General features: G+C 73.0%; 19 protein-coding genes and 1 tRNA gene. 6 read left to right on the top strand and 14 right to left on the bottom strand.

The annotated features are described in order from the left end of the window. Window positions 1–187: 187 nt before the first annotated feature. Complete coding sequence (locus ABZ495_RS03130; RefSeq protein ID WP_359834182.1) at window positions 188–1,135, bottom strand: A/G-specific adenine glycosylase; 948 nt, start codon at window positions 1,133–1,135, stop codon at window positions 188–190. 248 nt (window positions 1,136–1,383) lie between these two features. Between ABZ495_RS03130 and ABZ495_RS03125 the strand changes: the two genes are divergently transcribed. Further along, on the top strand, window positions 1,384–2,286 hold the full coding sequence (locus ABZ495_RS03125; protein ID WP_359834181.1) for a hypothetical protein: 903 nt from the start codon (window positions 1,384–1,386) through the stop codon (window positions 2,284–2,286). Window positions 2,287–2,471: 185 nt separating this feature from the next. Here the strand turns inward: ABZ495_RS03125 and disA are convergent, their stop codons facing one another. Together disA and radA are read right to left on the bottom strand one after the other, a co-directional pair. Then, window positions 2,472–3,578, bottom strand: a complete 1,107-nt coding sequence (gene disA / locus ABZ495_RS03120) for a DNA integrity scanning diadenylate cyclase DisA (RefSeq protein ID WP_329488361.1) — start codon at window positions 3,576–3,578, stop codon at window positions 2,472–2,474. Window positions 3,579–3,718: 140 nt separating this feature from the next. Beyond that, a complete protein-coding gene (gene radA / locus ABZ495_RS03115; protein WP_352286122.1) occupies window positions 3,719–5,230 on the bottom strand; it encodes a DNA repair protein RadA in 1,512 nt (503 codons plus the stop codon). 169 nt (window positions 5,231–5,399) lie between these two features. Here radA and ABZ495_RS03110 point away from each other — a divergent pair, with 169 nt between their 5' ends. Beyond that, window positions 5,400–7,460: a sigma-70 family RNA polymerase sigma factor gene (locus ABZ495_RS03110; RefSeq protein ID WP_359834180.1), complete on the top strand. Its 2,061-nt coding sequence runs from the start codon at window positions 5,400–5,402 to the stop codon at window positions 7,458–7,460. Window positions 7,461–7,552: 92 nt separating this feature from the next. On the opposite strand, the gene ABZ495_RS03105 is transcribed toward ABZ495_RS03110, so the two are convergent. The 3 genes from ABZ495_RS03105 to ABZ495_RS03095 all read right to left on the bottom strand — a co-directional run bounded on the left by ABZ495_RS03105 (window position 7,553) and on the right by ABZ495_RS03095 (window position 11,146). Continuing rightward, complete coding sequence (locus ABZ495_RS03105; protein ID WP_359834178.1) at window positions 7,553–8,224, bottom strand: GAP family protein; 672 nt, start codon at window positions 8,222–8,224, stop codon at window positions 7,553–7,555. A gap of 38 nt (window positions 8,225–8,262) precedes the next feature. Continuing rightward, window positions 8,263–9,597 (bottom strand): DUF1254 domain-containing protein, encoded by a 1,335-nt coding sequence (locus ABZ495_RS03100; RefSeq protein ID WP_359805182.1) that lies wholly within the window; start codon window positions 9,595–9,597, stop codon window positions 8,263–8,265. Window positions 9,598–9,760: 163 nt separating this feature from the next. Continuing rightward, window positions 9,761–11,146 carry a DUF1254 domain-containing protein gene (locus ABZ495_RS03095; RefSeq protein WP_359834176.1) on the bottom strand — a complete coding sequence of 462 codons (1,386 nt, stop codon included), beginning with the start codon at window positions 11,144–11,146 and terminating at the stop codon, window positions 9,761–9,763. A 302-nt stretch (window positions 11,147–11,448) separates the two neighbouring features. On the opposite strand from ABZ495_RS03095, the gene ABZ495_RS03090 reads away from it, so the two are divergent. Beyond that, window positions 11,449–12,516 carry an NAD-dependent epimerase/dehydratase family protein gene (locus ABZ495_RS03090; RefSeq protein ID WP_359805186.1) on the top strand — a complete coding sequence of 356 codons (1,068 nt, stop codon included), beginning with the start codon at window positions 11,449–11,451 and terminating at the stop codon, window positions 12,514–12,516. Between the two features lie 215 nt (window positions 12,517–12,731). On the opposite strand, the gene ABZ495_RS03085 is transcribed toward ABZ495_RS03090, so the two are convergent. Continuing rightward, entirely contained in the window at window positions 12,732–13,781 is a 1,050-nt protein-coding gene (locus ABZ495_RS03085; RefSeq protein WP_359834174.1) for a family 2 encapsulin nanocompartment cargo protein polyprenyl transferase, read from the bottom strand. 87 nt (window positions 13,782–13,868) lie between these two features. Next, window positions 13,869–15,296 (bottom strand): family 2B encapsulin nanocompartment shell protein, encoded by a 1,428-nt coding sequence (locus ABZ495_RS03080; RefSeq protein ID WP_359834172.1) that lies wholly within the window; start codon window positions 15,294–15,296, stop codon window positions 13,869–13,871. Window positions 15,297–15,677: 381 nt separating this feature from the next. Between ABZ495_RS03080 and ABZ495_RS03075 the strand changes: the two genes are divergently transcribed. After that, on the top strand, window positions 15,678–16,742 hold the full coding sequence (locus tag ABZ495_RS03075; protein ID WP_329488372.1) for an ATP-grasp domain-containing protein: 1,065 nt from the start codon (window positions 15,678–15,680) through the stop codon (window positions 16,740–16,742). A gap of 88 nt (window positions 16,743–16,830) precedes the next feature. Here ABZ495_RS03075 and ABZ495_RS03070 read toward each other — a convergent pair whose 3' ends face one another. From ABZ495_RS03070 to ABZ495_RS03055, 4 genes are all read right to left on the bottom strand, one after another. Continuing rightward, window positions 16,831–17,358, bottom strand: a complete 528-nt coding sequence (locus ABZ495_RS03070) for a methylated-DNA--[protein]-cysteine S-methyltransferase (protein WP_359834170.1) — start codon at window positions 17,356–17,358, stop codon at window positions 16,831–16,833. A 188-nt stretch (window positions 17,359–17,546) separates the two neighbouring features. After that, entirely contained in the window at window positions 17,547–17,780 is a 234-nt protein-coding gene (locus tag ABZ495_RS03065; RefSeq protein WP_359834168.1) for a hypothetical protein, read from the bottom strand. A 145-nt stretch (window positions 17,781–17,925) separates the two neighbouring features. Then, window positions 17,926–18,981: an MFS transporter gene (locus ABZ495_RS03060; RefSeq protein ID WP_359834167.1), complete on the bottom strand. Its 1,056-nt coding sequence runs from the start codon at window positions 18,979–18,981 to the stop codon at window positions 17,926–17,928. After that, window positions 18,981–19,187, bottom strand: a complete 207-nt coding sequence (locus tag ABZ495_RS03055) for a hypothetical protein (RefSeq protein ID WP_359834165.1) — start codon at window positions 19,185–19,187, stop codon at window positions 18,981–18,983. The genes ABZ495_RS03060 and ABZ495_RS03055 overlap by 1 nt, the downstream gene beginning before the upstream one ends. 203 nt (window positions 19,188–19,390) lie before the next feature. On the opposite strand from ABZ495_RS03055, the gene ABZ495_RS03050 reads away from it, so the two are divergent. Then, window positions 19,391–20,221 (top strand): hypothetical protein, encoded by an 831-nt coding sequence (locus ABZ495_RS03050; RefSeq protein WP_359834163.1) that lies wholly within the window; start codon window positions 19,391–19,393, stop codon window positions 20,219–20,221. A gap of 763 nt (window positions 20,222–20,984) precedes the next feature. Here ABZ495_RS03050 and ABZ495_RS03045 read toward each other — a convergent pair. Together ABZ495_RS03045 and ABZ495_RS03040 are read right to left on the bottom strand one after the other, a co-directional pair. After that, window positions 20,985–21,059: transfer RNA gene (locus ABZ495_RS03045), tRNA-Thr, on the bottom strand. Window positions 21,060–21,235: 176 nt separating this feature from the next. After that, entirely contained in the window at window positions 21,236–23,008 is a 1,773-nt protein-coding gene (locus ABZ495_RS03040; protein WP_359834161.1) for a crosslink repair DNA glycosylase YcaQ family protein, read from the bottom strand. Window positions 23,009–23,608: 600 nt separating this feature from the next. Between ABZ495_RS03040 and ABZ495_RS03035 the strand changes: the two genes are divergently transcribed. Beyond that, window positions 23,609–24,184, top strand: coding sequence for a hypothetical protein (locus tag ABZ495_RS03035; RefSeq protein ID WP_359834159.1), 576 nt, complete (start codon window positions 23,609–23,611; stop codon window positions 24,182–24,184). Window positions 24,185–24,193: the final 9 nt, after the last annotated feature.

The following is a 24,193-nucleotide window of genomic DNA, read 5'->3' as shown; positions in this document are numbered from 1 at the left end:
AACGCTCGGCTGGGAAACCCCAGCCGAGCGCCTGCATAAACTCATCGCGGCCTGATCAAACCGACCACGTGTTGCAACGACCCCTAGAAACCGCCCCCTGGGAGGGGGGCTTTCGCGTCTCCGGGCGCGGGTGGTTCCGGTCCGCCGTCCCGCAGGCCGCCAAGGGCCGCCACGGGCCGCCCCCGTGCTACTGCGGCAGGCGGTAGACCCCCTGCTCGACCGGCTCGACCAGGCCGTCGGCGACCAGTCCGTCCAGCGCCCGGGCCCGCTGCACCGCGTCCGGCCAGACCGCGTCCAGCCGTGCCTGCCCGACCGTGCCGTGCGCGTCCCGTAGCACCGCGAGGAGCTTCCCGCGCACCTGCCGGTCCGTTCCCTCGTAGGTCTGGCCGCGCCGGGCCGGGCCCTCGTACGGCGGGCGGCCGGCCCGCTGCCACGCACAGTGGTTGAACAGCGGACAGCCGCCGCACTCCGGTGCGCGCGCCGTGCAGACCAGGGCACCCAGCTCCATCACGCCGACCGCCCAGGTCGCCGCCGTGTCGGCGTCGTCGGGCAGCAGCGCCGTCGCCGTCCGCCGCTCGGCCGCCGTGGTGGCCTGGGCCGGGTACTCCACCCCGGTCACCGCGCGGGCGAACACCCGCCGGACGTTGGTGTCGAGCACCACGTGCCGCTGGCGGAAGGCGAACGAGGCCACCGCCGCGGCCGTGTACTCCCCGACGCCGGGCAGCGAGAGCAGCGTCGCGTGGTCGTCCGGGACGACGCCGCCGTGCTTCTCGGTGATCGCCACCGCCGCCCCGTGCAGGCGCAGCGCCCGCCGCGGGTAGCCCAGCCGGCCCCACATCCGGACCGCCTCGCCCGGCGCGTCGGCCGCCAGGTCGGCCGGTGTCGGCCAGCGCTCCAGCCATGCCGCGTAGGCCGGCAGCACCCGCTTCACCGGGGTCTGCTGGAGCATGAACTCGCTGACCATCACCGCCCAGGGCGAGGCCTCCGGGGTCCGCCAGGGGAGGTCGCGCCGGTGGGCGTCGTACCAGCCGAGGACGGTCGAGTGCAGCACCGGCAGCGGCAGCGGCAGCGCCGGTACGGCGGCCGCCGCGGACGAGGGGGCGGGGACGGCGGGGGTGACGGTGATGGCAGCCATGGCCCTTCGATCCTCCCATGTCCGCGCCGCGGCTCGAAGCGGGTGCGGGACCGGGTGCGGAGCGGCCTCGGAGCTGCCTCTGATCAGGCTCGGAGCTGCCTCTGAGCGGACGGGCAGGTTCCGGATTGCCTCGGAAGGCCCCCACCCGGACTCCCCCGAACGGCTCATATGGCGGATCATGTGAAGGAAGGGGCGAGTGTGCGGTGTTGATGAGTCACAGGGCACACACTGTCTCGTAGAGTTTGGGCGTGCCTTCTCTGCGTCAACCCGTGGGACCGTTGCCGGCCTCGATCTACTGGCGACGGCGTCTCGTCGTCGCCGTCGCCGCCGCCGCGGTCGTCGCCCTGCTCGTCTGGCTGATGTCCGATCAGGGCGGTGGTGGTGACGGACCGGCGGGCAAGGGCGCGCAGGCCGCTCCCTCCCAGACCCCGGTCCAGACGATCACCCCGGGCGCGTCGTCGACCGGTCCCGCGAACAACTCGCGCCCCGGCAGCGGCGGGACGGGCGGCACCAACCCGGGCGGTGGCGCGGTCTCCGGATCCGGTGGCGGCGACGCGAGCCTCAGCACCGGCGGCACGGGCTCCGGTGGCGCGGCCAACCCCCCCACCGGCGGCGGCTCGGCCACCGGCGGATCGACCGGCGGCGGGTCCGCCGCGGGCGGTACCGGCGGCGGCGCGGCCGGCGGCTCCGGCGGCAGCGGCGGCGGCACTCCCCCGGTGAACACCTCCGAGGTGATGGCGCTGCCCGTCTGCGCCTCCTCCCAGGTGACGCTGGAGCTGGCCAGTGCCCAGAACTCCTACCAGCCCAAGGACAAGCCGAAGCTGACGCTGACCGTCCACAACTCCTCCGGCGCCAACTGCCGGGTGGACCTCGGGCGGACGGCCTCCGCCATCACGGTGACGGCCAGCAACGGCGACCGCGTCTGGTCCTCCGGCGACTGCCCGGCCGACCGCGGCGGCAACTGGGTGCAGATCCCGGCCAACAGCGGCCTGACCGAGACCTTCACCTGGGACCGCGGCCGCAGCAAGCCGCAGTGCGCCACCGCCGATCCGGCGGCCGCGCCCGCCGGCACCTACCTGGTGGTCGCCGACCTCACCGGCCTCTCCGGCGGCCAGGTGTCGGCGCGCTCCTCGATCCGCCTGGAGAGCTGAGCGCCCCGAACGCCCCGCACCCGACGCCCTCCCGCCAAGCCCCGGCGCACGCCGCGCCGGGGCTTCGGCGCATTTCCGGCCACCTCCGGACGGGGTTCGCCGGGGCGGCGCGACGGGCGGCGCCGCGACACGGAGCGGCCCCCGGGGAAGGTTCCCCGAGGGCCGCCCGCACGTACTGGTCGTCGTCAGACGTAGCGCTCCAGGATGGACGATTCAGCAAGTCGGGACAGGCCCTCGCGCACCGAGCGCGCCCTGGTCTCGCCGACGCCCTCGACCGTCTGCAGATCGTCGATGCTGGCCGCGAGCAGCTTCTGCAGTCCGCCGAAATGCTCGACCAGCCGCTCTATCACGGTGTTGGGCAGGCGCGGGATCTTGGCCAGCAGGCGGTAGCCGCGCGGCGAGACCGCGGAGTCCAGCGACTCCGGCGAGCCCGAGTAGCCGAGCGCCTTGGCCACCGTCTGCAGATCGAGCAGCTCGGCGTGGGTCAGCGCCTCCAGATCGGCCAGCACCTCGGCGACCGTCCGGCCCTTCTTCGCGGCCCGCTCCGGGAAGTAGTCGCGGGCGACCAGCTCGCGCTCCGGCTCCACGCCCGCGATCAGCTCGTCCAGTTGGAGGGAGAGCAGCCGGCCGTCGATACCGAGCTCCAGCACGTAGCCGGCGATCTCGGTGGCGATCAGCCGGACCATCTCCAGCCGCTGGGCGACGGCGGTGACGTCCCGGACCGTCACCAGGTCCTCGATCTCCAGGGCGGAGAGCGTGCCGGCCACCTCGTCCAGCCGGAGCTTGTACCGCTCCAGCGTGGCCAGCGCCTGGTTCGCCCGGGAGAGGACGGTGGTGGAGTCCTCCAGCACCCGGCGGGTGCCGTTCACGTACATCGCGATCAGCCGCATCGAGTGCGACACCGCGACCACGGGGAACCCGGTCTGCCGGTTGACCCGCTCCGCGGTGCGGTGGCGGGTGCCCGTCTCGTCGGTGGGGATGGTGGAGTCCGGCATCAGGTGCACCCCGGCCCGGACGATCTTGGTGATGTCCTTGTCCAGCACCACGGCGCCGTCGAGCTTGCACAGCTCGCGGAGCCGGGTCGCGGTGAACTCGACGTCCAGGACGAACCCGCCGGTACAGATCGACTCGACGGTCTTGTCGAAGCCGAGCACGATCAGACCGCCGGTGTTGGCCCGCAGCACGCGTTCCAGGCCGTCACGCAGCCCCGTGCCGGGGGCGATGGCGGTGAGGGAGGCCCGCAGCAGGGCCTCCTCGCGGGAGGACTTGTCCACCCGGTCGCTGCCTGCCACGTGACTCCTCCGGTCGACCCCGTGCCGCGCGCCTCGCGCCGTGCGCCGGCCTACGGTCTGTCGCTCTGTCGCTTATTACTGCCTTATTGCCAATTAGACAGGGGAAAGTCTAACTGCGTGCGGCATTAACAGGGCTTGGGTCAGCGCAGTTCGTCCGAGTCGACCGGCTCCCACCCCTCCATGAGCTCCTCCGGGTAGGCCGCGACGGGCGCCGCGGCGGCGGCCCGGCGCGGGGTCGGCGGCGCCGACGGCGCCTCACCGCGCGGCTTGGCGGCGGCCCGGCGGCGGCCCGGGATGGCCCGCAGCGCCTCACCGATGTCCGCGACCTCGACGACCGTCATCCCCGCCGGCACCTTGCCCGGGTCCGGCGGGACCAGCGCGTGCGTGAAGCCCAGCCGGTGCGCCTCGGCCAGCCGCCGCTGCACACCCGTCACCCGCCGTACCTCGCCCGCCAGACCGACCTCGCCGATCGCCACCAGGTTGCTCGGGAGCGGGGTGTCCGAGGAGGAGCTGGCCACGGCGAGCGCGATCGCGAGGTCCGCCGAGGGCTCGCTCAGCTTCACCCCGCCGACCGTCGCGGTGTAGATGTCCTGCTTGCCGAGCTTGACCCCGCCGTGCCGCTCGACCACGGCCAGGATCATCGCGATCCGGGGCGACTCCAGGCCGGAGGTCGTCCGGCGCGGGGACGGGATCTGCGAATCCACCATCAGCGCCTGCACCTCCGCCACCAGCGGACGCCGGCCCTCCAGCGTGACGGTCAGGCAGGTCCCGGGGACGGGCTTGTCACGCCTGGTCAGGAAGAGGCCGGAGGGATCGGCCAGGCCCACGATGCCCTCGTCGTGCAGCTCGAAGCAGCCGACCTCGTCGGTGGCGCCGTAGCGGTTCTTGATCCCGCGGATGATCCGCAGCCGGGCGTGGCGGTCCCCCTCGAAGCTCAGCACCACGTCCACCAGGTGCTCCAGCAGGCGGGGCCCGGCGATCTGGCCGTCCTTGGTGACGTGGCCGACCAGGAGGGTGGCCATCCCGCGGTCCTTGGACGCCCGGATCAGCGCACCGGCCACCTCGCGGACCTGGGCCGGCCCGCCGGGCGCGCCGTCCAGCTCTGCGGAGGCGATGGTCTGCACCGAGTCCAGGATCAGCAGGCCCGGGTTCACCGCGTCGATGTGCCCGAGGACGGCGCCGAGATCGGACTCGGCCGCGAGGTACAGGTGCTCGGAGAGCGCGTTGATCCGGTCCGCCCGCAGCCGGACCTGACCGGCCGACTCCTCACCGGTGACGTAGAGCGTGCGGTGCTGGGCACTGGCCGCCTTGGCCGCGACGTCCAGCAGCAGGGTGGACTTGCCGACGCCGGGCTCGCCGGCCAGCAGCACCACGGCGCCGGGGACGAGGCCGCCGCCGAGCACCCGGTCCAGCTCGGGCACACCGGTGGAGCGGGCCGTCGCGACCTGGCCGTCGATCTGGGCGATCGGGCGCGCGGGCGCGCTCACCGGCCCGGCGGCCGTCGTCCTGATCGGCACCGCGCCGTACTCCTCGACCGTGCCCCAGGCGTTGCACTCCGGGCAGCGGCCGACCCATTTGGGCAGCTGGTTGCCGCACTCGGTGCAGCGGTACGCCGGGCGCGGCTTGGCGGTGGTCTTGGTGCGGGCAGCCATGCGGTCACCGTAGCGCCTGGGTACGACAACGCGGGTCCGGCGGCCGCGGCGCGGGGACGGGACGGTGCGGGCACCTCCGGTCCACGAATGGGCGATGTTGTTACCCGAAAGAAGTACAACAGCAGGGAAGAGCCCGGGCGGGGGCCCGGGTCTCTCTACCGTCGGACGGGTGACAACGCGTATCGAAGGGCCGCGCGACCCCGTGCTCGCGGCGTACGACCGGCAGGTGGACGGCCTGTTCACCTACTGCCTCTCGGTGCTGTGCGAGCACGACGCGGCCGCGGCCGCCCTGCGCGAGGTGCGCGAGCTGGCGCGGCGGCACGGGGCCCGGCTCGCCGAACCGGGGATGGTCCGGGCCTGGCTGTACTCGCTGGCCCGGTACTGCTGCCTGCGGCGCCTGGAGGACGGGGGCGGACTCGGCGGCGTTGGCGCTGCCGGTCCCGGTGCCGCCGCCGGGGCCGCCGCCGTCGCCGGCCTGCTCGACGCGGTGACCGGCGCGGGTACCGGCGGTGCGGGCCCGTCGGACGCCGCCGGTCCCTCGGCCGCGGAGGCGGGCCGTCGGCGCCGGGAGCTGGCCTCGCTGGCCTGGCCCGAGGCGGCCGGCACCGACCCCGAGCAGCGCGAGGCGCTGGAGCTGTCGGTGCGCCACCGGCTGAGCCCGATCGAGGTGGCGGCCGTCCTGGGCGTCCCCTTCGAGAGCTGCCGCGCACTGCTCGCCTCGGCCGAGGCCGAGGTCGGCCGGACCAGGGCGGCGCTGCTGGTGCTCGGTGTCGGCAGCTGCCCCGAACTGGACCGGCTCGGCGGGGCCGGGGCGGAGAGCTGGCGGGACTGGGTGCTCGGCCCCGCGCTGCGCCGCGAGCTGGTGCAGCACGTGGCGGACTGCCCGACCTGTCGGGGCACCGCCGAGCGGGTGGCCGGCGAGGTGACGCAGGGCGCCGACGGCCTGTCCGGGCTGCCGGTCCTGTCCGCCCCGGCGGCCCCGGCGGCGACCGGGGCAGGGACCGACGGGGCGGTGTTCCTGCCGCGTGCGGCGGAGGGGGCGGCCCGGCGGAGGTCCTCGGGGCCGGCCCCGGTGGTCGAGCCCGGTCTCCGGTTCGACCAGGGCGGGTTCCCGCGCCACCGGGCGCCGGACAGCGGCCGGGCCCGCGCGGTACGCCGCCGGGTGGTGACCACCGGGGTGCTGGCCGCCGTCCTGGCCGCGCCGGTGGTGGCGCTCTGGGCCGGCCACCGGGGTGGCGGCGGCACCGGGGCGGCGGCCTCCGTCTCCTCGGTCCGGGTCGAGGACGACGCGCGGTCCGCCGGGCACCGACCGGGCGGGCCGGGGGCGGTGGCCGGGCAGTCCGGGCTGCCCGGCGGGGTGGTGGGGGCCGTGGGCGCCGCCCCGGCGGTGGCGGGGCTGGAACTGGCCGGGGCCAGGGGTGCAGAAACGTTGCTCCCGGGGATCCAGGGCCCCGCGATTCCGGTCCCCGGCCGGGGCGCCACCCCGCTCGGCAGTCCGACACTGGTCGCCGCACCGGCCCCCGCCGTCACCGGCGGCCCGGGCACCGCGCCGGGTGCCGCAGGCCCCGCCGGTGGTCCGGGGGCACCGGCCACCGCGCCGATCGGGCTGCTGACCGTCGAGGCCGGCGAGTACGGCAACCGCACCGTCCTCACGCTGACCAACTCCGGCGCCACCGAGATCCGCTGGCACGCCGAGGTGGGGGCCGCCTGGCTGCGCCTCAGCCGGGACGCCGGAACGCTCGCACCGGGCCAGCGAATCACGGTGATCGTCACCGTCGACGAGGACCTCGCGCCGGACGCGCACTGGACCGCCAGGATCGCCCTGCCGCCCTCGCAGGCGGTGGTCACCCTGGAGGGCGGCCCGCACCACCGGGGCGGCAGCACCTCGGCGCCGGGCGAGCCGACCTCGGCCCCGACCGATCCGGGGCCGACGCCCACTGGCGGTACGCCGACGGGCCCGCCGACCGGTGGTACCCCGACCGGGCCCGGGCCCACGGCGGCGCCGACCGGACCGACGGGGACGGCCGCGCCGAGCGGCACGCCGACGACCGCTCCCCCGGCGACACCGACCGGGGCTCCGACGGGCGCGCCGACAGGGGCGCCCACGGGCGCGCCGACCGGGCCGGGGACGGGGACAGGGACGGGGACGCCCGGCGGGGCCGCGTCGCCGGGCGGGTCGGCGTCGCCGGCGCCGAGGGGCGGCGCGTCGGCGCCCGCTTCGCCGCGTTGAACCGGGAGGGGAGCGGGAGGGGAGCGGGAGGCACGGGCCGGGGTGGGGACGCTCTGCCCCCGGCCCCGCCACCCGCCCCCCGGCCCCGTGGCTCAGCCGGTCAGCCCGGCGATGCCGTCGCCGAGGTACTTCGCCCCGAGGACGACCAGGAGGACGATCATGATGGCCGCGTTGTGCGCGGCCATCCACGCCTTCCACTCACCCAGCACCCGGGTCGACCGGTCGCCGCCGAACCGGGACACCGCCAGCGGCACCACCGTGCAGAGCGAGCCGATCACCACCATCAGCGCGGCCGCGCCCGCCTTGCCGCCGCCGGAGGCCGTACTGGTGGCGATCGAGACCGCACCGCCCACCGCCAGCACCAGGTTCTTCGGGTTGGCCACCACCAGGGCGGCGCCCAGGCCGGCCGCCCGGACCGGGGTGAAGCGGTCGATCGCCTGCATCCACGTCGGCGGCGCGTGCACATGGCCCTCGCGCGGGCGGCCCCGCCACTGCTCGAACCCCAGCAGCAGGAACAGCGCGCCCAGCGCCAGCTTCAGCCCCCACGCCCAGGCCGGCGGGGCGGAGCCGGTGCTCAGCCCCGAGCCGGCCGACACCACCACCGCGACCACCGCTCCCAGCGCCGCCACCCAGCCGCCCGTGAAGGCCGGCCCGTTGGTCCGGCCCTGCGGGGTGGCCAGCATCAGGATCACGGCGATCAGCGGCATCGGGCTGAGCGCGATGCCGACGGCCGAGGCCAGCATCTGGCCGACGGCGTCACCCATCCCGACTCCTCCCGGTCACCGGTGTGCGGACAACCCGCTCAGCTCCGCCGGATCGGCGGCACCCGGTAGGTACCGTCGAGGGCGGCCGGCTTCGGCTGGTAGAGCCGGATGATCGGCCGGAACTCCCCCGCCGGGGTCGGCAGCCAGTTCGCCTCCTCCGCCGGGTCGGTGGGGCGGTCGTGCTGCAGCCGGAGCGTCAGCGAGCCGTCCTCGGCGTAGACCAGGCCCGGCGTCCGGTCGCCGATCGAATAGCGCTCGATCGGGTTCGCGACCAGGTAGTAGTCCGGCAGGCCGTACATGGTGACGGACCAGAAGGCCTCGGCCGGCGGCGGCTGGTCCAGGCGCAGCGTGTACCTGTGGGCGCCGCTCAGCGGCCGCCCGTCGGCGTCGTCGTACGTCATCGCGTAGGTGGCCTCGTACGCGTGGTTGCCCCAGAGTCCGGCGCGGGCGGCGGCGGCGCGGCTGAGGTAGGCGGCGCGGCGGTCGGGGATGCGCCACTCCGGGTCGTCGATGGTGCCGGGGCCGAGGAAGTCGACGTTGAAGTCGAACAGGTGCAGCCCGGAGCGCCACTCGCCGGCCGGGTGGTCCTCCGGCGGCCGGGTGGCGGCCTCGACCCGTTCCCGGCCCGCGGCCAGGCCCTTGAGCAGGGCGAGGGTCCACTCGGGCTCGGCGGCGCGGTACGGCGACGGTCCGGTGTCGAGCAGGCCGAGCGGGGCGAAGCGCTGCTGGTACTCGACGTCCGGCCCGGCGGGCGGGAAGGCCGCCATCCAGATCCGCAGCCGTTCGAAAAAGGCCAGCCGCTCCGGCACCGCGGGGTCCGGCTCGGGCAGCCCGGCGGCCAGGCCGCCGGGCTCCAGCGGTTCGAGCGTCAGCCCTTCCTGGAGGGCCCGGACGCGCGGCAGGTCCTCCGGGCCGGTGCAGGCGAAGCGGCCGACGACGGTGGCCACGGTGGTCGGCGAGACGATCACGCGTTCCCGGTCCGGCGGGGTCCCGTGCCAGCCGGGCGGGACGACCAGCCAGGTCTGCGCGCCGGTGCCGGTGGCCCGCCGGCCGAGGTAGGCGAAGTTGTCGGTCCACGCGCCGACGAACTGCAGGACGTAGTAGGCCCCGGCGGTGTCCGGTACCCGCAGCACCTGCGGACCCTCGGAGAGATCGAGCTGGGCGATCGAATAAACGGTGTCGTTGTTGACGGAGACGAAGGGGTCGTCCGGGCCGGCCAGTCTGGTCGCGTGGCTGAAGTCGTTGAAGGGGGCCGCCGGCAGGGTCCCCAGGCCGCCCGCGGTGAAGCGCTCGACCATGGTGAGGTCGGAGACCAGCGGGTAGCCGTAGACGTAGGCGTCGGCGGCCAGGGCCTCCAGCTCGGGCTGGGTCATCGGTAGTCCTTCCCGGGGTCCGGGTGACGGGGTCGGGGTGTGTCGGTGGCGGGTCGTGGGCGGGTGGCGGGTCGTGGGTCGTGGGCGGGTGGCGGGTCGTGGGTCGTGGGTCGTGGGTCGTGGGTGGGTGGTGCTGCTCGCGGGGCTGGAGGCGGTGCCGGGCTCAACGTGGCGTCAGCGGTGGGAGCGACCAACGGCCTTCGCGGGCCCGCTCGTCCGGTCCGTAGAGCCGGACGACCGCCTCGAACGGGCCGTCGGGCGCGGGCAGCCAGTTGGCCGAGTGCTGGGCGTCGGCCGGGCGCTTGTGCTGGAGGTAGAGGGTGAGGCCGCCGTCCGGGTCGTGGGCCAGCCCGGGGGTGCGGTCGCCGATCGAGTAGCGGTCCAGCGGGTTGTCGACCAGCCGACGCCCGGGGAGCGCGTACATGGTCGCCGACCAGAAGAACCGCGCGGGCGGGAGCGCGTCCGGTCCGAAGCGCAGGACGTAGTCGTGCTCGCCGGTGTTCGGCGGGCTGTTGCCGTCGCTGTCGGCCGTCCAGGCGCCGTACCAGACCTCCTCGACGGGCAGCCCGTACAGGTCCCGCAAGGCGCCGACGGCCCGCCGGAGGTGGTCCGTGCCGAGCCGCTCGCTCGTGCCGGAGAGGCCGGGCGTGTCCCCGGCCCCTTCCACGGTCCGATCCCCGATCCGATCCGCGGCCCGTTCGGCGGCCCGTTCGGCGGCCCGTTCGGCGGCCTGGGTGAGTTCGGCCCGGGCGTCGGCGATGCCGCGCCCGATCTCGGCGCGGACCTCGATCGGCAGCGCGGCGGGCTCGAACTCGCCCCGGCCGTCGATGCCCAGATCGGTGAGCCGGCCGCGCAGGTCGGCGTCGGCGGGCAGCACGGGGCAGAAGCCGAGCAGGAAGTCGAGGAAGCCGAAGAACTCGATGGTGCCCAGCACCTCCTCCCGCCAGACCGGCCAGACGGGATTGGGTGCGGGCGGCGGTGCCACGGTACCCGCGTACTCGTGCAGCGGGCGCAGCCGGTACTGCCGCTGGAGGCCCTTCAGCTCCTCGACCGCCTCCGGCGAGGTACCGCCGAGGTGGGTGCGGCCGACGATGCCGATCAGCTCGGTGGCGGTGCGGATGACACCGGCCGTTCCCTCGGGCACCGCGCCCTGCCAGCCGGGGCCCGCCACCAGGTAGTCGCCAGCCTCCCGGCCGGTGGCCCGGGTGCCGATGAACCCGGCGTAGGAGGTGTCGAGTTCGTGCAGTGGGAGGACGTAGTAGCGGTCCTCGGCGGGCACCGAGACGACCCACGGTTCGGCCCGGAGGTCGAGCCAGGCCCAGGAGTACCGGGTGTCGTTGTCGGGCGTGACGACGTCGGTGGTCGCCGGGGTGGAGGGCTGCGCATGGTGCCGGAAGACGCCGAAGCCGCCGGTGTGGCGCGGGTCCGCGTCGTCGACGGCCTGCGGGTAGAGCGTCCGGTAGTTCTCCAGGAGCGGGAACCCCCAGATCCATGCCTCGGCGGCGGTCGCGCGGACGGTGGCCGGATCCACGAGTGCCGGGTTGCCCATGCTGTCGCTCTCCCCTGCCTCGGCGCATGCCCCTTATCCGGACATACAGGTTCAAACGGATCCTAGGGGCGGCCCAGTCGATCAGCATGTCGGCGATGCCGGAAGGGGCCCCGCCCGCGCGCCCGGGCGTCCGGGGTACGTCCGGAGTGGGTTCGCGATGCTTCCGGAGTACGCCTGGGGTACCTCCGAGGTAGCTCCGGGTGCGTCCGGATGCCTCCGGAGTGCGCCCGGGGTACCTCCGGGTGCGTCCGCCCACCGCGAACGGAAGCCTGTGGCGGGTCCGACCGGGAGAGGCTGGCGATATGAAGATCCTCTTGCTCGGCGGTTCGTCCTTCCTCGGACGGGCCTACGCTTCGCAGGCCCTCGACCGGGGCCACGACGTGACCACCTTCAACCGCGGCCGCTCCGGCAGCGACCTGCCCGGCGTCGAGACCGTCCGGGGCGAGCGCGACTCCGCCGACGACCTGGCGCGGCTGGTCGAGGGACGGCGGTGGGACGCCGTCGTCGACACCTCGGCGCAGCAGCCCGCCCAGGCCGCGCTCTCCGCCCGGCTGCTGCGCGCGCACGCGGACCACTACACCTTCGTCTCCTCCGTGCACGCCTTCGCCGACTGGCCGGCCCGGGCGGTGGACGAGACCGCGCCCCTGCACCCCTGCCCCGCCGACACCCCGCCCGACCAGCCCCCCGGCAACCCCCTCAAGGCCGGCTGCGAACGCGCGGTGCTGGAGGGGTTCGGGGCCGACCGCACGCTGATCCTCAACAGCGGCCTGCTGATCGGCCCTCACGAGAACGGCGGCCGCCTGCCGTGGTGGCTGGAGCGGATGGCCCGCGGCGCCCGGGTACTGGCTCCGGGTGACCCGACCCGGGCGATGCAGGTCATCGACGTCCGCGACTTCGCGGTGTTCGGCGTGACCGCGCTGGAGGCCGGCCGTACCGGGCGCTACCTCACCACCGCCCCGGCCGGGAACGTCACCTTCGGGGAGTTCCTGGCGACCTGCGTCGAGGTGGTCGGCGAGACCGTCGACGGCGACGGCGCCGCCCACCCGCCGGCGGAGCTCGTCTGGGTCGAGGACGGCCCCCTGCTCGCCGAAGGTCCGGACAGCGTCCAGCCCTGGAGCGAACTCCCGCTCTGGGCACCCGACGTGCCGGAGCTGGCGGGCGTCTGGCTCGCCGACACCGCCCGGGCGCAGGCGGCCGGCCTGCGGTGTCGGCCGTTCGCCGACACCGCCCGGGACACCTGGGCCTGGCTCCGCGCGCGCGGCCCGGCCGAGGACACCGACGCCGACGGGCTCAAGGGCCGCAAGGGTGCCGCTCAGAAGGCCGGCATGGTCCCCGCCAAGGAGCAGCGCCTGCTCGCCGCCCTCGCGTAGCGCGACGCGGGCCGCGCCCTGCGCACCGACGCTGTCTGGCTCGCCGCCCTACCGAGGCGGCGAGCCAGGCGCGTCCATCGGGCCCGGGTGGGCCAGGAGACCGGGGCTGTGGTCACCGGACCGACGCGATCAGTGCGCACGCCCGGGCGGCAGGAACCGGCACGCGCGCCAAGCGGCGCGGACCGGACCGTGCGCCGCGGCCGACGGACCCCCGGTCAGTGCGTCCGCCGGGTGACCAACTCGGCGAGCGCCAGCAGTTCGTCGGCCGCGGACGGCTCGGGCACCGCTGTCGCCAACTGGCCGAGCGCGGCGGCCATCCGCTCGCACGACTCCCCCTGCGCCCAGCCCCGGCCGCCCGCACCCTCCACCGCGGCCGCGCAACGGCTCAACTCCTCCGGGCTGAGCGGACGCGCGAGCGCGTACAGCTCGGCCAGCGCCCGCCCGTCCGGCGTGTCGGAGCCCAGCGCCGCCACCACCGGCAGGGACTTCTTGCGTGCCACCAAGTCCGCCCCGACCGGCTTGCCGGTGACGGCGGGATCCCCCCAGATCCCGATCAGATCGTCGATGAGCTGGAACGCCAGGCCGATCTCCCGGCCGAAGCCGTCCATCGCCTGCGCCGCCTCCTCCGAGGCGCCCGCGTACTGGGCGCCCATCGCGCAGGCGGCACCGAGCAGCGCACCCGTCTTCGCCTCCGCCATCGCCAGGCACTCGGCGAGCGAAACGTCACTGCGCTTCTCGAAGGCGCAGTCGATCTGCTGGCCCTCGCAGAGTTCGACCACGCAGTCGGTGAGCCGGCGGATCGCGCCCTGCGCGGCCGGGTGAGTGTCCTCCGCGAGGAGGCGCAGCGCCAGCGAGTGCATGGCGTCGCCCGCCAGGATGGCCTCGGTGGTGCCGAACACCCGCCAGGCGGTGGGGCGGTGGCGCCTGGTCTCGTCACGGTCGATGACGTCGTCGTGGAGCAGGGTGAAGTTGTGGACGAGCTCGACGGCCGCCGCCGCCGCGGTCGCGGTCACCGTGGTGCCGCCGAGCGCCTGGGTGGCGGCCAGGACCATGGCCGGCCTGATCGCCTTGCCGGAGGGTGCGGCGGCCGGTGAGCCGTCGGCCTCCCACCAGCCGAAGTGGTAGCCGGCCACCTTGCGCATCGAGCCGGGCAGCGAGTCGACCGCGGCGCGCAGGACCGGATCGACCAGACCACGGGTGCGGGCGAGCACGTCCTCCGCCTCGTGGCCCTCCCGGTGCTCCCGCTCCAACGTGAAACTTCCCATGGGTTCCTCCCCCTGATGGTGGGCGCCGTCCGGCCGGCCGCGGGACCCCCGCGACCGGCCGGACGGCGCGATGCCGATCGACCCCGGTCAGTCGTGGTGGTGCGCGACGTCGACGTTCTCCAGCACGCCCACCGCGTCGGGCACCAGAATGGCGGCGGAGTAGTAGGCGCTGACGAGATAGGAAATGACGGCCTTCTCGCTGATCCCCATGAACCGCACCGAGAGGCTCGGCTGGTACTCATCGGGAATTCCGGTCTGGTGCAGCCCGATGACACCCTGGTTGTCCTCGCCGGTGCGCAGCGCGAGGATCGAGCTGGTGTGACCACCGACGACCGGGATCTTGTTGCACGGGAAGACCGGCACCCCCCGCCAGGCGAACACCGGCTTGCCCTGGACCTCGACGGTGTCCGGGTAGAGGCCGCGGCGGTTGCATTCCCGGCCGATGGCGGCGATCGCCTTGGGGTGGGCGAGGAACATCTTGGTGCCGCGGCGCCGGCTCAGCAGCTCGTCCATGTCGTCCGGGGTGGGCGGGCCGGAGTGGGTCTGGATGCGCTGCTCGTACGCGGCGTTCCGCAGGAGCCCGAACTCCGGGTTGTTGATCAGCTCGGCCTCCTGGCGCTCGCGCAGCGCCTCGATGGTCAGCCGGAGCTGGTGCTCGGTCTGGTTCATCGGCTGGTTGTAGAGGTCGGCGACCCGACTGTGCACCTTCAGCACCGTCTGGGCGACGCTCAGCTCGTACTCGCGCGGCTTCAGCTCGTAATCCACGAAGGCGCCGGGCAGCTCGTACTCGCCGTGGTGCCCGGCGGAGAGCTCGATCGCCGCCTCGCCGTGCTTGTTCTGCGCCTGCTGGAAGCCTGCCAGGTAGTCCATGATCTGCAGCTGCAGTGCCTCGGAACGCTCCGCGAGCTCCTGGAACGACGGCCAGGAGAGCGCCAGCAGCGTGCCCGCAGTGGCGGCCTTCACCGCGTACGGCCAGCTGCCGTCCTCGCGCTGGAGCACCTCGTCGCCCAGGTGGTCGCCGTCGGCGAGGGAGCCGAGCACCACCGCTTCGCCGTACTTGCCCGTTCCCCACCGGTCGAGCTTGCCGTGCGCGATGATGAGGACCTCGTCGATCGGCGTCCCCGCCGTGACCAGGACCTCACCGGCGGAGAAATCGCGTTGGACGAAGCGACCGGCCAGCGCCTCCAGCACCGCGTCGTCCTCGAACCCGCGCAGCACCGGCACCTCGCGCAGGGTGGGTGGGACGATCCGCACGTCGGAGCCCGTCTGGACGACACTCACCCGGCCGCGGCCGACCGCGTACCGCAGGCGCCGGTTGACCCGGTAGGTACCGCCGGAGACCTGGACCCACGGCAACATCCTGAGCAGCCAGCGCGGGCTGATGCCCTGCATCTGCGGCGCGGACTTGGTGGTCGTCGCGAGGTTCCTCGCGCCGGCCGTACCGAGGCTCTGCTGCGAACCGGATTGCGGCGTACCGCCCGGCGCAGGAATACCGACGTTGGTTTCGGTCGACATAGGGAGCCTTTCGCATACCCGATGAAGTGTCGCCTTGCAAGAATCATGATGGGCCCATTCGAAGGCTTCCACAATCACTCTTTCGAGTGGTCGGAATAACCGAACAAATAGGACCACTAGATCACCTGATCTATTTCAGTTCGATCCCTATTCGAACGCGGTCGAACCCCTCCTTCCGGACCCCGGCCGCACCCCGACGCCACCCGCGGCCGACCCCCGGCTGACCCCCGGCCGGACCCCGCCCCGGCCACCGGCCCACCCGCCGTCCACCCCGGCGAGCCGGGCCGCTAAGGTGCGCCTCAAGGGCCACGGGGCCAGTGACGAACGAGTGGCCGCACCGGATGCCCTCCCCCTCGTTCACCCCTGCCCTGGGAGGCCTTCATGAGTGCCCCCGTACGTGTCTGGCTCAACCGCACCTACGCCGAGAACGTCTTCTTCATCGAACAGTTGCGCGCCGCGCCGCGCCCCGTCCGGATCCACGCGACCCACGTCGACGCCGACTCCCCGGTGCTCGCCGCCGCCGACCACGCCACCCTGGAACCGGGCGACCTCCCCCCGGACGCCTACGTCGCCTACGCGCTCGACTACTGCGCCCGCCACGCGATCGACGTCTTCCTGCCCCGGCTCAACCAGCTCGCGATCTCGCTGCACCACCAGGAGTTCGAGGCGATCGGCACCGCCCTCGTCTGCCCGCCCGCCACCGCCATCGCGGCCTTCGACAGCAAGGCCGACGGCTACGCGGCGATCGCCGCCGCCGGGCTGCCCACCCCGCCGTGGTGGCTGGTCCGGAGCGCCGACGACCTGCTCGCCGCCGTCGACCGGATCGAGTCCGCCGGGCTCACCGCCTGCCTCAAGCCCGCTTCCGGCGCCGGCGGCGAGGGCTTCCGGATGCTCACCCGCGAGCCCTTCGGCCTGCACCGGCTGGCCGGCTGGGACAGCCGGGTCCAGGTCGACCAGGTGGCCGCCGCGCTGGCCGCCGCCGACGAGCCGGCCGACCTGCTGGTGATGCCCTACCTGGAGGGTCCCGAGATATCGGTCGACTGCCTCGGCGACCGCGACGGCACCCTGCTCGCCGCGGTCGGCCGCAGCAAGCACCGGCGCCGCCGGAGCTTCACCACCGCACCGCGGTACCTGGAGCCCACCCGCCGGCTGATCGAGTCCGTCGGGATGTCCTTCCTGTCCAACGTGCAGTTCCGCCACCTGGCCGGGGAGCCGGTGGTCATCGACGTCAACACCCGCCCCTCCGGCGGTCTGCACCAGCTGCGCCTGTGCGGCCTCAACCTGCCGTGGAACGCGGTGCAGCTGGCGCTCGGCGAACGGCCGGACACCGTGCCCACCGGGGATCCGGCCGGGATCGACTACACCCTGGTCTCCGGGATCCAGCCGGTCCTGCCGCGCCAGGGTTCGTTCGACCGCGGTCCGGCCGCGGTCGAACTCGTGCACTGACACCCGTACCGACACCCGCGAACCGCCGCCGGCGCCACCCCGCCGGCGGCCACCGCCCCGGTCGCCGCCCGTGCTCCGCCCGGCCCCGCTACAGCGGGCCGTCCCAGTCCAGCGTCGGCTCCAGCACGCCCTCCAGGGTGAGCAGCCAGCGCTTGACGTCGATCCCGACCCGGCCGCCGCCGAATCCGCCGATGCCGTCCGCCGCCACCACGCGGTGGCACGGCACCAGCAGCGCGACGGGATTGGCCGCCATCATCTGCCCGACCGTCCTGGCCGCCAGTCCCGGCTCCGTGACACCCTCGAACACCCCGCTGCGGGCCGCCAGTTCGCCGTAGGTGATGGTCCGCCCGAACGGCACCTCGTGCCAGAGCGTCCGCAGCACCGCGCGATGCGGTCCGGTGCTCAGGCTCCAGTCGATGGGCAGCCCCAACTCCCGCCGCCCGCCCGCCAGGTACTCGGCTATCCGCCCGGTGACCGCGTCGATCTTCGACCGGTCGGTGCACGGCGGCCGCTCGCCCGGCTGCCCCACGTAGCCCGCGGCCGCCACTCCCACCTGCGTCACCGCGATGTGCATCGGACCGCTCGGCAGCGGCGTCTCCACCGTCATCCAGGACATCGCCGTCGGCTGTGACACGGACTGCGGCACGCTCGGGCCCCCACCCTCCTCCGCCGGGCCGGCCACCGGCCACGCCGGTACCCGCGGGGCGCGCGAGGACCACCCGCCCCGCTCGCCATCGTACGGCGGGTCCGCCCGGCGCGGCCCGGTCGTCACCACCGCCGCCGGAGCGGGCCGCGCCCGCGTCGCTAGAGCCGCGCCTTCAGCTCGGCGGCCGTTCCGCGCGCCCAGCGGGACAGCTCGGTCCGGTCGACCGCCCGGCCCTCGCACAGGGCTTCGAGCTGCGCCTCGTTGATCCGGTTCGGCCCCGGGATCTCCAGCAGGTAGGCGAGTTCCTCCAGCACGGTGGCGAGCCGCTTGGCGTCCGCATGCTCCAGGGCGACCGCCGCCTCGTGGTGGCTGATGGTGAGAGAACCGGGCATGGCCAACCTCCTCCGTTCGCCCCCGCCCCTCCACCGTACGACCGCTCCGGCGGCCGTGCCCGCCGCGTCGGCCTCCGGAGCCGGTCCCGGCCGAGCGGGCCCATCGGTTCCGGCGCGGCCGGCCACGTTCCGTCGCGCACCGCGGCTACCACCGCCGTCGGCGCACCGCCGGCACCGCCCCCACCACGGCCCCGGCACCCAGCTGCCACAACGCGCCGAAGGCCAGCACCGCCCCCACCCCGACCCGGTCCGCCAGCGGCCCGGCCGCGGCCAGCCCGACGGGTCCCAACACGAACGCCCCCAGGCCGCCGAACGCGCTCACCCTGGCGAGGACTTCGGCCGGCACCCAGCTCTGCAGCGTCGTGCTGTACAGCGTGCCGCAGACCGCCGCACCGACACCCGCGAGCAACGCGGCCACCACCACCGGCGCCAGCGGCGCCCCCACCGCCAGCGCCGCCGAGGGCAGTGCCCACCCGAACGTCGCCACCGTCGCCACCAGGAGCGGCCGGCCGGGGCGCCGGCCCAGCATCAGCAAGCCGCCGAGCACCGCCCCCGCCCCGTAGCCGCCCATCACCAGCCCCCAACCGCGCGCCCCACCGAGCCCGTGCTGCGCGGTCAGCGGGCCGAGCACCAGGAACGGTGCCCAGACCAGCAGGTTGGACAGGCCCATGTGCGCCGTGGTGATCCAGAGCCAGGGCCGCGAACGGAACTCGGACCAGCCCTCACGCAGTTCGGTGAGCATCGAGCCGCCGTCGCCCTTCCGCCCCCGCGCCGGCGGGGCGAGCCGGGCGAGCGCCACCGCGCCGATCCCGTAGGTGGCGGCGTCGATCAGCAGGACCGCCGCCGGGCCGCACCCCGCCGTCACCAGGCCGGCGGCGGCCGGACCGGCCACCGTGGTGGCCGAACGCGCCAGCCCCAGCAGCGTGTTGGCGTCCGGGAGCCGGCCCGCGTCCCGCACCAGGCCCGGCACCAGCGCCCCGAACGCCGGCAGGAACACGCCCTCTCCCAGGCCCCACACGGCGACCAGCACCACCATCGCCCAGAGCGGCGCCCGGCCCGACACCAGCACCAGGGCGAACACCGCCTGCACCGCGCCCCGCAGGACGTCCGCGGCCAGCATCACCCCCCGGCTGCCCAACCGGTCGGCGACCACCCCGCCGGCCAGCATGACCAGCACGATCGGGAGGATCCGGGCCGCCATCACCCACCCGAGGTCGCTGCCGCCGCCCCGGCGCCGAGGACGGCGAACGCCACCGCCACGGGCGCCATCGAGGAGCCGAGCAGCGAGGTGGTGTAGCCGACGAAGAACCATCCGAAATCGCGTTCACCCAGCACGGCCAGCCGGTCCGCCCACGTCCGTGGCGCCGTCGCTCCCGGCTCGGGTGCGCGATGCGCATCCACTGCCATGGGCGCCAAGTCTGCCGCCGATTCCCGACCGCGGACAAGGCTTCCGGCGGACCAACTTGAGCCTTTCAGCATCAATTCTTCCCGAGCCGGAACTCGCCGCAGTAAAATCGTCCCTTAGCACCGTCTGCCAGCTGTTTTACCGCGACAACCGACGGTCCCTCACTCAGTCTCCGTATCCATTTACTGCGGAAAGAAGCGTTGTCATGCCGAGCGTCCAGCCCGTCGAGTACGCGGTCGCCGTCGAGCGCTATCTGGCGACCGCCGAGCTCGGGGCCGCCTCCCGCCGGATCTACCGGATCGCTCTGGACACCTGGGCCTGGGCTCTGGCCGACCGCCCCGCGCCCGGCGGGCCCGAGCGGCGCCGCGCCCGACCACCCGTCCTCCCGCTCGCGCTGCTCGACCACCCGCAGACCGCCACCCGGCTCCGGTCCGCCGCCGCCCACCGCGCGGCCACCGCCGATCCGCGCACCTTCAACCGCGAACTCTCCACCCTCCGCGCCGCGCTCAGCTGGTGGCGGGCCCAGGGCTGGATCACCACCGACCCCACCGCCGACCTCCGCCCGCAGCCCCTGCCGGACGTCGCCGGCCCGGCCCCGCTCGACCAGGAGCATCTGCGGGTCCTCTTCGGCCTCCGCGCCCCGCTGCGCGAGCAGACCCTCTGGCGCCTGCTCCACGAGAGCGGAGCCCCGGTCGAGACCGTCCTCGCCCTCGACGTCGACGACCTCGACCTCCTCCACCGCCGCAGCCACCCCTCGGCCGCCCCCGTCCACTGGCGGGCCGGGGCCGCCGGCCTCCTCCCCCTCCTCCTCGCCGGCCGCACCGCCGGCCCGCTCTTCCTCACCGACCGCCGCGCCCCGGCCGCCACCCCCGCCCCGGACCGCTGCCCCCACACCGGCCACGCCCGCCTCTCCTACCGTCGCGCCGCCGAACTCTTCACCGCACACACCCGGCCACTCGCCCCCGACTGGACCCTGCGCCGCCTGCGCGGCACACCGACGCCGACCCGGAAGCCCGCCGCCACGGGCAGCCCCTGAGGACCCTCCGGGCCGGCGGGCCGGGCCACCTCAACCGGGCGGGTCCGTCACACGCGGAGCCCCCTATCGGGTTCGAACCGACGACCCCCGCTACACAGGACAAGCCCGGATCGTGACCGCCGGGCGGGTTCCCAACAAGCGACTCAGCTCAGCTGGTGTGCCATCAGACCAGCTAAGCCCTGGCGGAGCAGCCCGTCGTGGACGGCTGGGCGCCTACAAGGACATCCCAAGACCGATGCGGGTGCCCGCACGGTCGCGCTCGACTCCGAGACCGTCTTGGGGGTGGACCGCGAGCGGTAGCAAGCCGACTGCGAGGAGTGGGACGCCGCCTGGACCGAGACCGGCCGGGTGTTCACCAAGGAGAACGGCGAGTGGCTGCGTCCCACCCTCGCCGGTTCCGCGAGCCGGCCGAGGAGGCCGCTCTACCGCCGATCCGGCTTCACGACCTCGGGCACGGGGCGGCGAGCCTCGCTCACGCGGCGGGCGCGAACCTGCACTCGCTCAAGGGAATGCTCGGCCACTCATCGATCGGCATCACCTCGGACCCCTACACGACCCCGCTCCCCAGGTCGACCGGGCGATTGCCGAGGCGGCAGCGCGGCTCGTCTCCCGGCCGAACAGGCCACGCAAGGTTGCCCAGTCCACGGCGGCCACCCAGCCGACCGGACCCTCCGCTCATGCAAACGGCCTCGGACGAGAAGTCCGAGGCCGTGATCAAGCTCCCAGACGACCAAAGCTGCAGCTCATCCAGGATGGTTCGCGGAGCCCCCTGTCGGGTTCGAACCGACGACCCCCGCTTTACAAGAGCGGCCGTCGGGCACCCTGCGTGACCTGCGGCTCGCCTATGCTGCCGACTCCCCGACCACTGCACCGCAAGCGCCCGCAACTGACCGCCACGTACCGCTGGTTCTGGCACGCCGATGGCACAACACCAGCGGAGTCAACCGCTGATCCTGAGGATCCTCGATCGAAGCATCACAAAGACAGTGCGCATCCGGCGCCAGACGTCATCCCCTATTGGTCAGTCGCGACACTGCCTGGGATGCTATAGACGGTCTTTCTTCCCTTTCCACCAGAGCGCACCACTTCGCCAGCCTTGTGCATTTTACTGAGCGCATACGCAACCTGACGTGGAGTCAATCCCGACCTGTCGGCAATATCTGCCGCCGCCATGGGGCCTTTAGCGAGCAACCCCTTGATCAGCAATTCGTTCAGCAAGCCGGCCTCGCGCGTCCTAGGCTTTGGTTGCCAAAGTTCGCCAATGACCTCCGGCTCCGAATCAAACAACGTCAGCGAGCTTTCTCGCGCAACACCATTTTCCCCGGCAATATTAGGGCTAAGCTGATAAACGCGTCCGCCTCGCTCCCCCATAGCTACAGCCACTCCAGAATCGACCAAACCAGCCAGCGCCGATCGGGCCTCCCTGGAGTCCATGGGGAACGCCTCACGCAGCGTGCTATTGGTCCATCTCTTACCGTGGCGCATCGCCACTAGCGCATGCCTCTGGGTATCATCCAGGGAACTTGCCGCAGGCAGGGTAGCAAGCCAGTTAAGATCCTCGGGCCCCAACAGGGTGTGGTTTGGCACCCTCACGGTAAACCGAACAACCTGGTCATGAAACCTGGGCGGGACCATCCCCGCCCGGCTCAGGCTTTCCAATACCGTAGGAATTCCACTGGCCAAACCCTCAACCACTCGCAAGTCCCTGCCAAACCTGACATTCTGGCAGATTCTCAGCAGGTGGCCGTTGCGCGCAGATGACACGCCCCCCTTACCCAGACGATCGACCGTGACACCCCACAGTCCGCCCGGGTTACTCAGAACGAGCTGCGAGATGTCGAGCTTCAGGGAGATTGGTTCCGGTAGTGCATATGGCCCAAGGTCTCGATGGATAAGGGCATTCGACAGAAGCTCCCGAACAGCCTCCGTCGGATACTCAGGCTCATCCCTTCCGTGCCCATTGGCACCAAACCGTACCCGGCTCCTGGTGTTTCGCTGGACCCACTTCAATGCTTCATCCAGCATTACAGGAATCGGGCCATCGAACTTCCTCGAGTCAACAGCTCTCGTCCCCGCAGGGTCATTCGGCCCGGGGGCGAGACTAGCTTGAATAACGAGGTTCGGAAAGAACTGCTGAGGATACTCGCCAAGTGCTAGAATTCCAGCTAGCGTCGGATGCCCGGATTCTGCATCGACCACGCCAGTCTTAACCAGGATCTGCTCATCCGAAAATCTAGCTAGGGAGCTAGATGACCTTTTACATGTCTCTAGATAGGCTGCGACGAGATCAGGGTTGAGATCCCCCCTGCCGGCTTCAGGAACCGGAGAGATGTCAAACTTGGGAGTCTCACGATTGGCCAAAAAGGCCTGCTCCTCTATCTGCGAGATCTCATAGTCGCCATCATAGCTACGCAGGTAAGCCTTCCCGGTTGACCTCACCTTGCATGGCTTTGCAGAGCTAGGGATCTCGTCTACTTCGGCAACAACAAGCGCCGCACCCTCCAGACTGAAGTCGAAAACACGGAGAGTGACCGGCGGCTGAAGCGCCGAGCGAGCCACTGACGCTAGCGCCTTCTTGCAAGCCGTGGCGTCGTACACACCCACCGCGCTGAAGTGGCGGGCCTCATCCAAGCCGAGGATGAGGGTTCCTCCTCCGGGGGTGTTGGCGAACGCCGATAGCGACTCAGCAACCTGGGGGAACCCCCCAGCCGCGAGCTTGACCTCGACCTCAGCGAAGTCACTTCCTTCGCTGCGGAGGTCAGCGATGATCGTCGTCAGCTCATCCAAATCCACAACCTAAATCTACAACCTCCCGTCGTTGTGCATTTGACAGACGCCACAACAGGTTGATGCGCCAACGCTGGGTGAGCACCCCCGCGGGGACGAGCCCAGAACAGAGGTTCCAGCGACGGAAGCACACGCTCAGGGGTGGTGGAGCGGTTTTGGCCGGTGTCCTGTCTGGTCTGGGGTCGAGCATGATCGGGGGGCCGTAAGCTGTTGCGACTCGGTCAGGGCTTCTGGGCCTGACCGCAATTTGGCCGAGTGGCCCCCCGGTCTTGCTCGACGCGGGTCCCGGTCCTGGCAGGTGGGTAAAACCGTGGAGCCACCCGTCACCAGCCACGGCCGGTAGTGACCTGTACCCATGTCCTCCCGCCTGGCGCGGCCGACGCCGCCGCCGCGGGGCGCAGACAGGAGCGGCGGCGAGCGGCAGGGCCGCGCGCTGGCGCGCCGCGCGCGCCCTTGAACCCGTAGAGAAGAGTTTTACGCATCCCTCCTCCCCTTCATCCCACCCCCTCACCTCCCCCTTCCCCCTGCTTCTGGGCCGGCTGGCCGCCTATGATCGGCAAGCTATGAACTGACGGTTCTTCACCATCCTGCGCGGGGGCCATGGATACGATCACCCAGCTTGTGACCATCGCGGCCGTGGTTCTCGGTGGGCTCACGACGTACCTGACGAACAGCCTGATGGAGCGGAGCAGGCGCAAGGACGGGCTACGGCTCCGCTGGGACGAGAAGAAGCTGGACGCCTACGCCGACTACGTCGGGCAGGTCCGGACCACGATCCACATCTCAGTCCTCCTGTACGAAGTCCGGGAAGAGATCCGGCAGATGCCTCGTACTGAACACGAGCTGTCGATGGAGCTGACCGAGGCTGGTGGGGACCAGGCCAAGGCCTTCGAGCGGGTCATGCTGCTCGCCGGCGACGAGGTGATCGAGGCAGCTCACGCGATCCAGGAGACCCTTGCAGCGATCGGCTGGCAGGCTCGCGGGATGGTCGACGGCACCCTTGCCGACTGGCGGGCATTGCACACCGAAGCATTCAAGGCGATCAACCGGTTCCACGAAGCCGCTCGCGCCGACCTTGGTGTCGGGGGCCGCTTTGAGGGCGACCGACACACCGCTCGTGGGCTCCTGCTGCCTGGCGCCCGGACTGCCGGCGAGTCGACCGACCGCGCCTCCTGAGCCCGGGCA

It is taken from the genome of Kitasatospora sp. NPDC005748, from assembly GCF_040630735.1.
Lineage (GTDB): Bacteria > Actinomycetota > Actinomycetes > Streptomycetales > Streptomycetaceae > Kitasatospora.
The sequence above is the reverse complement of the archived record's forward strand: the minus strand, read 5'-3'. Positions and strand labels throughout refer to the sequence as shown.

What these genes read in the sequence shown, in the direction of transcription:
- ABZ495_RS03105 (WP_359834178.1), bottom strand. Translation starts at nt 8,224, where the DNA reads ATGGGTGACGCCGTCGGCCAGATGCTGGCCTCGGCCGTCGGCATCGCG.
- ABZ495_RS03090 (WP_359805186.1), top strand. Translation starts at nt 11,449, where the DNA reads ATGAAGATCCTCTTGCTCGGCGGTTCGTCCTTCCTCGGACGGGCCTAC.
- ABZ495_RS03075 (WP_329488372.1), top strand. Translation starts at nt 15,678, where the DNA reads ATGAGTGCCCCCGTACGTGTCTGGCTCAACCGCACCTACGCCGAGAAC.
- ABZ495_RS03055 (WP_359834165.1), bottom strand. Translation starts at nt 19,187, where the DNA reads ATGGCAGTGGATGCGCATCGCGCACCCGAGCCGGGAGCGACGGCGCCA.
- ABZ495_RS03085 (WP_359834174.1), bottom strand. Translation starts at nt 13,781, where the DNA reads ATGGGAAGTTTCACGTTGGAGCGGGAGCACCGGGAGGGCCACGAGGCG.
- ABZ495_RS03035 (WP_359834159.1), top strand. Translation starts at nt 23,609, where the DNA reads ATGGATACGATCACCCAGCTTGTGACCATCGCGGCCGTGGTTCTCGGT.
- ABZ495_RS03080 (WP_359834172.1), bottom strand. Translation starts at nt 15,296, where the DNA reads ATGTCGACCGAAACCAACGTCGGTATTCCTGCGCCGGGCGGTACGCCG.
- ABZ495_RS03065 (WP_359834168.1), bottom strand. Translation starts at nt 17,780, where the DNA reads ATGCCCGGTTCTCTCACCATCAGCCACCACGAGGCGGCGGTCGCCCTG.
- ABZ495_RS03130 (WP_359834182.1), bottom strand. Translation starts at nt 1,135, where the DNA reads ATGGCTGCCATCACCGTCACCCCCGCCGTCCCCGCCCCCTCGTCCGCG.
- ABZ495_RS03100 (WP_359805182.1), bottom strand. Translation starts at nt 9,597, where the DNA reads ATGACCCAGCCCGAGCTGGAGGCCCTGGCCGCCGACGCCTACGTCTAC.
- ABZ495_RS03050 (WP_359834163.1), top strand. Translation starts at nt 19,391, where the DNA reads ATGCCGAGCGTCCAGCCCGTCGAGTACGCGGTCGCCGTCGAGCGCTAT.
- radA (WP_352286122.1), bottom strand. Translation starts at nt 5,230, where the DNA reads ATGGCTGCCCGCACCAAGACCACCGCCAAGCCGCGCCCGGCGTACCGC.
- ABZ495_RS03070 (WP_359834170.1), bottom strand. Translation starts at nt 17,358, where the DNA reads ATGTCCTGGATGACGGTGGAGACGCCGCTGCCGAGCGGTCCGATGCAC.
- ABZ495_RS03060 (WP_359834167.1), bottom strand. Translation starts at nt 18,981, where the DNA reads ATGGCGGCCCGGATCCTCCCGATCGTGCTGGTCATGCTGGCCGGCGGG.
- ABZ495_RS03095 (WP_359834176.1), bottom strand. Translation starts at nt 11,146, where the DNA reads ATGGGCAACCCGGCACTCGTGGATCCGGCCACCGTCCGCGCGACCGCC.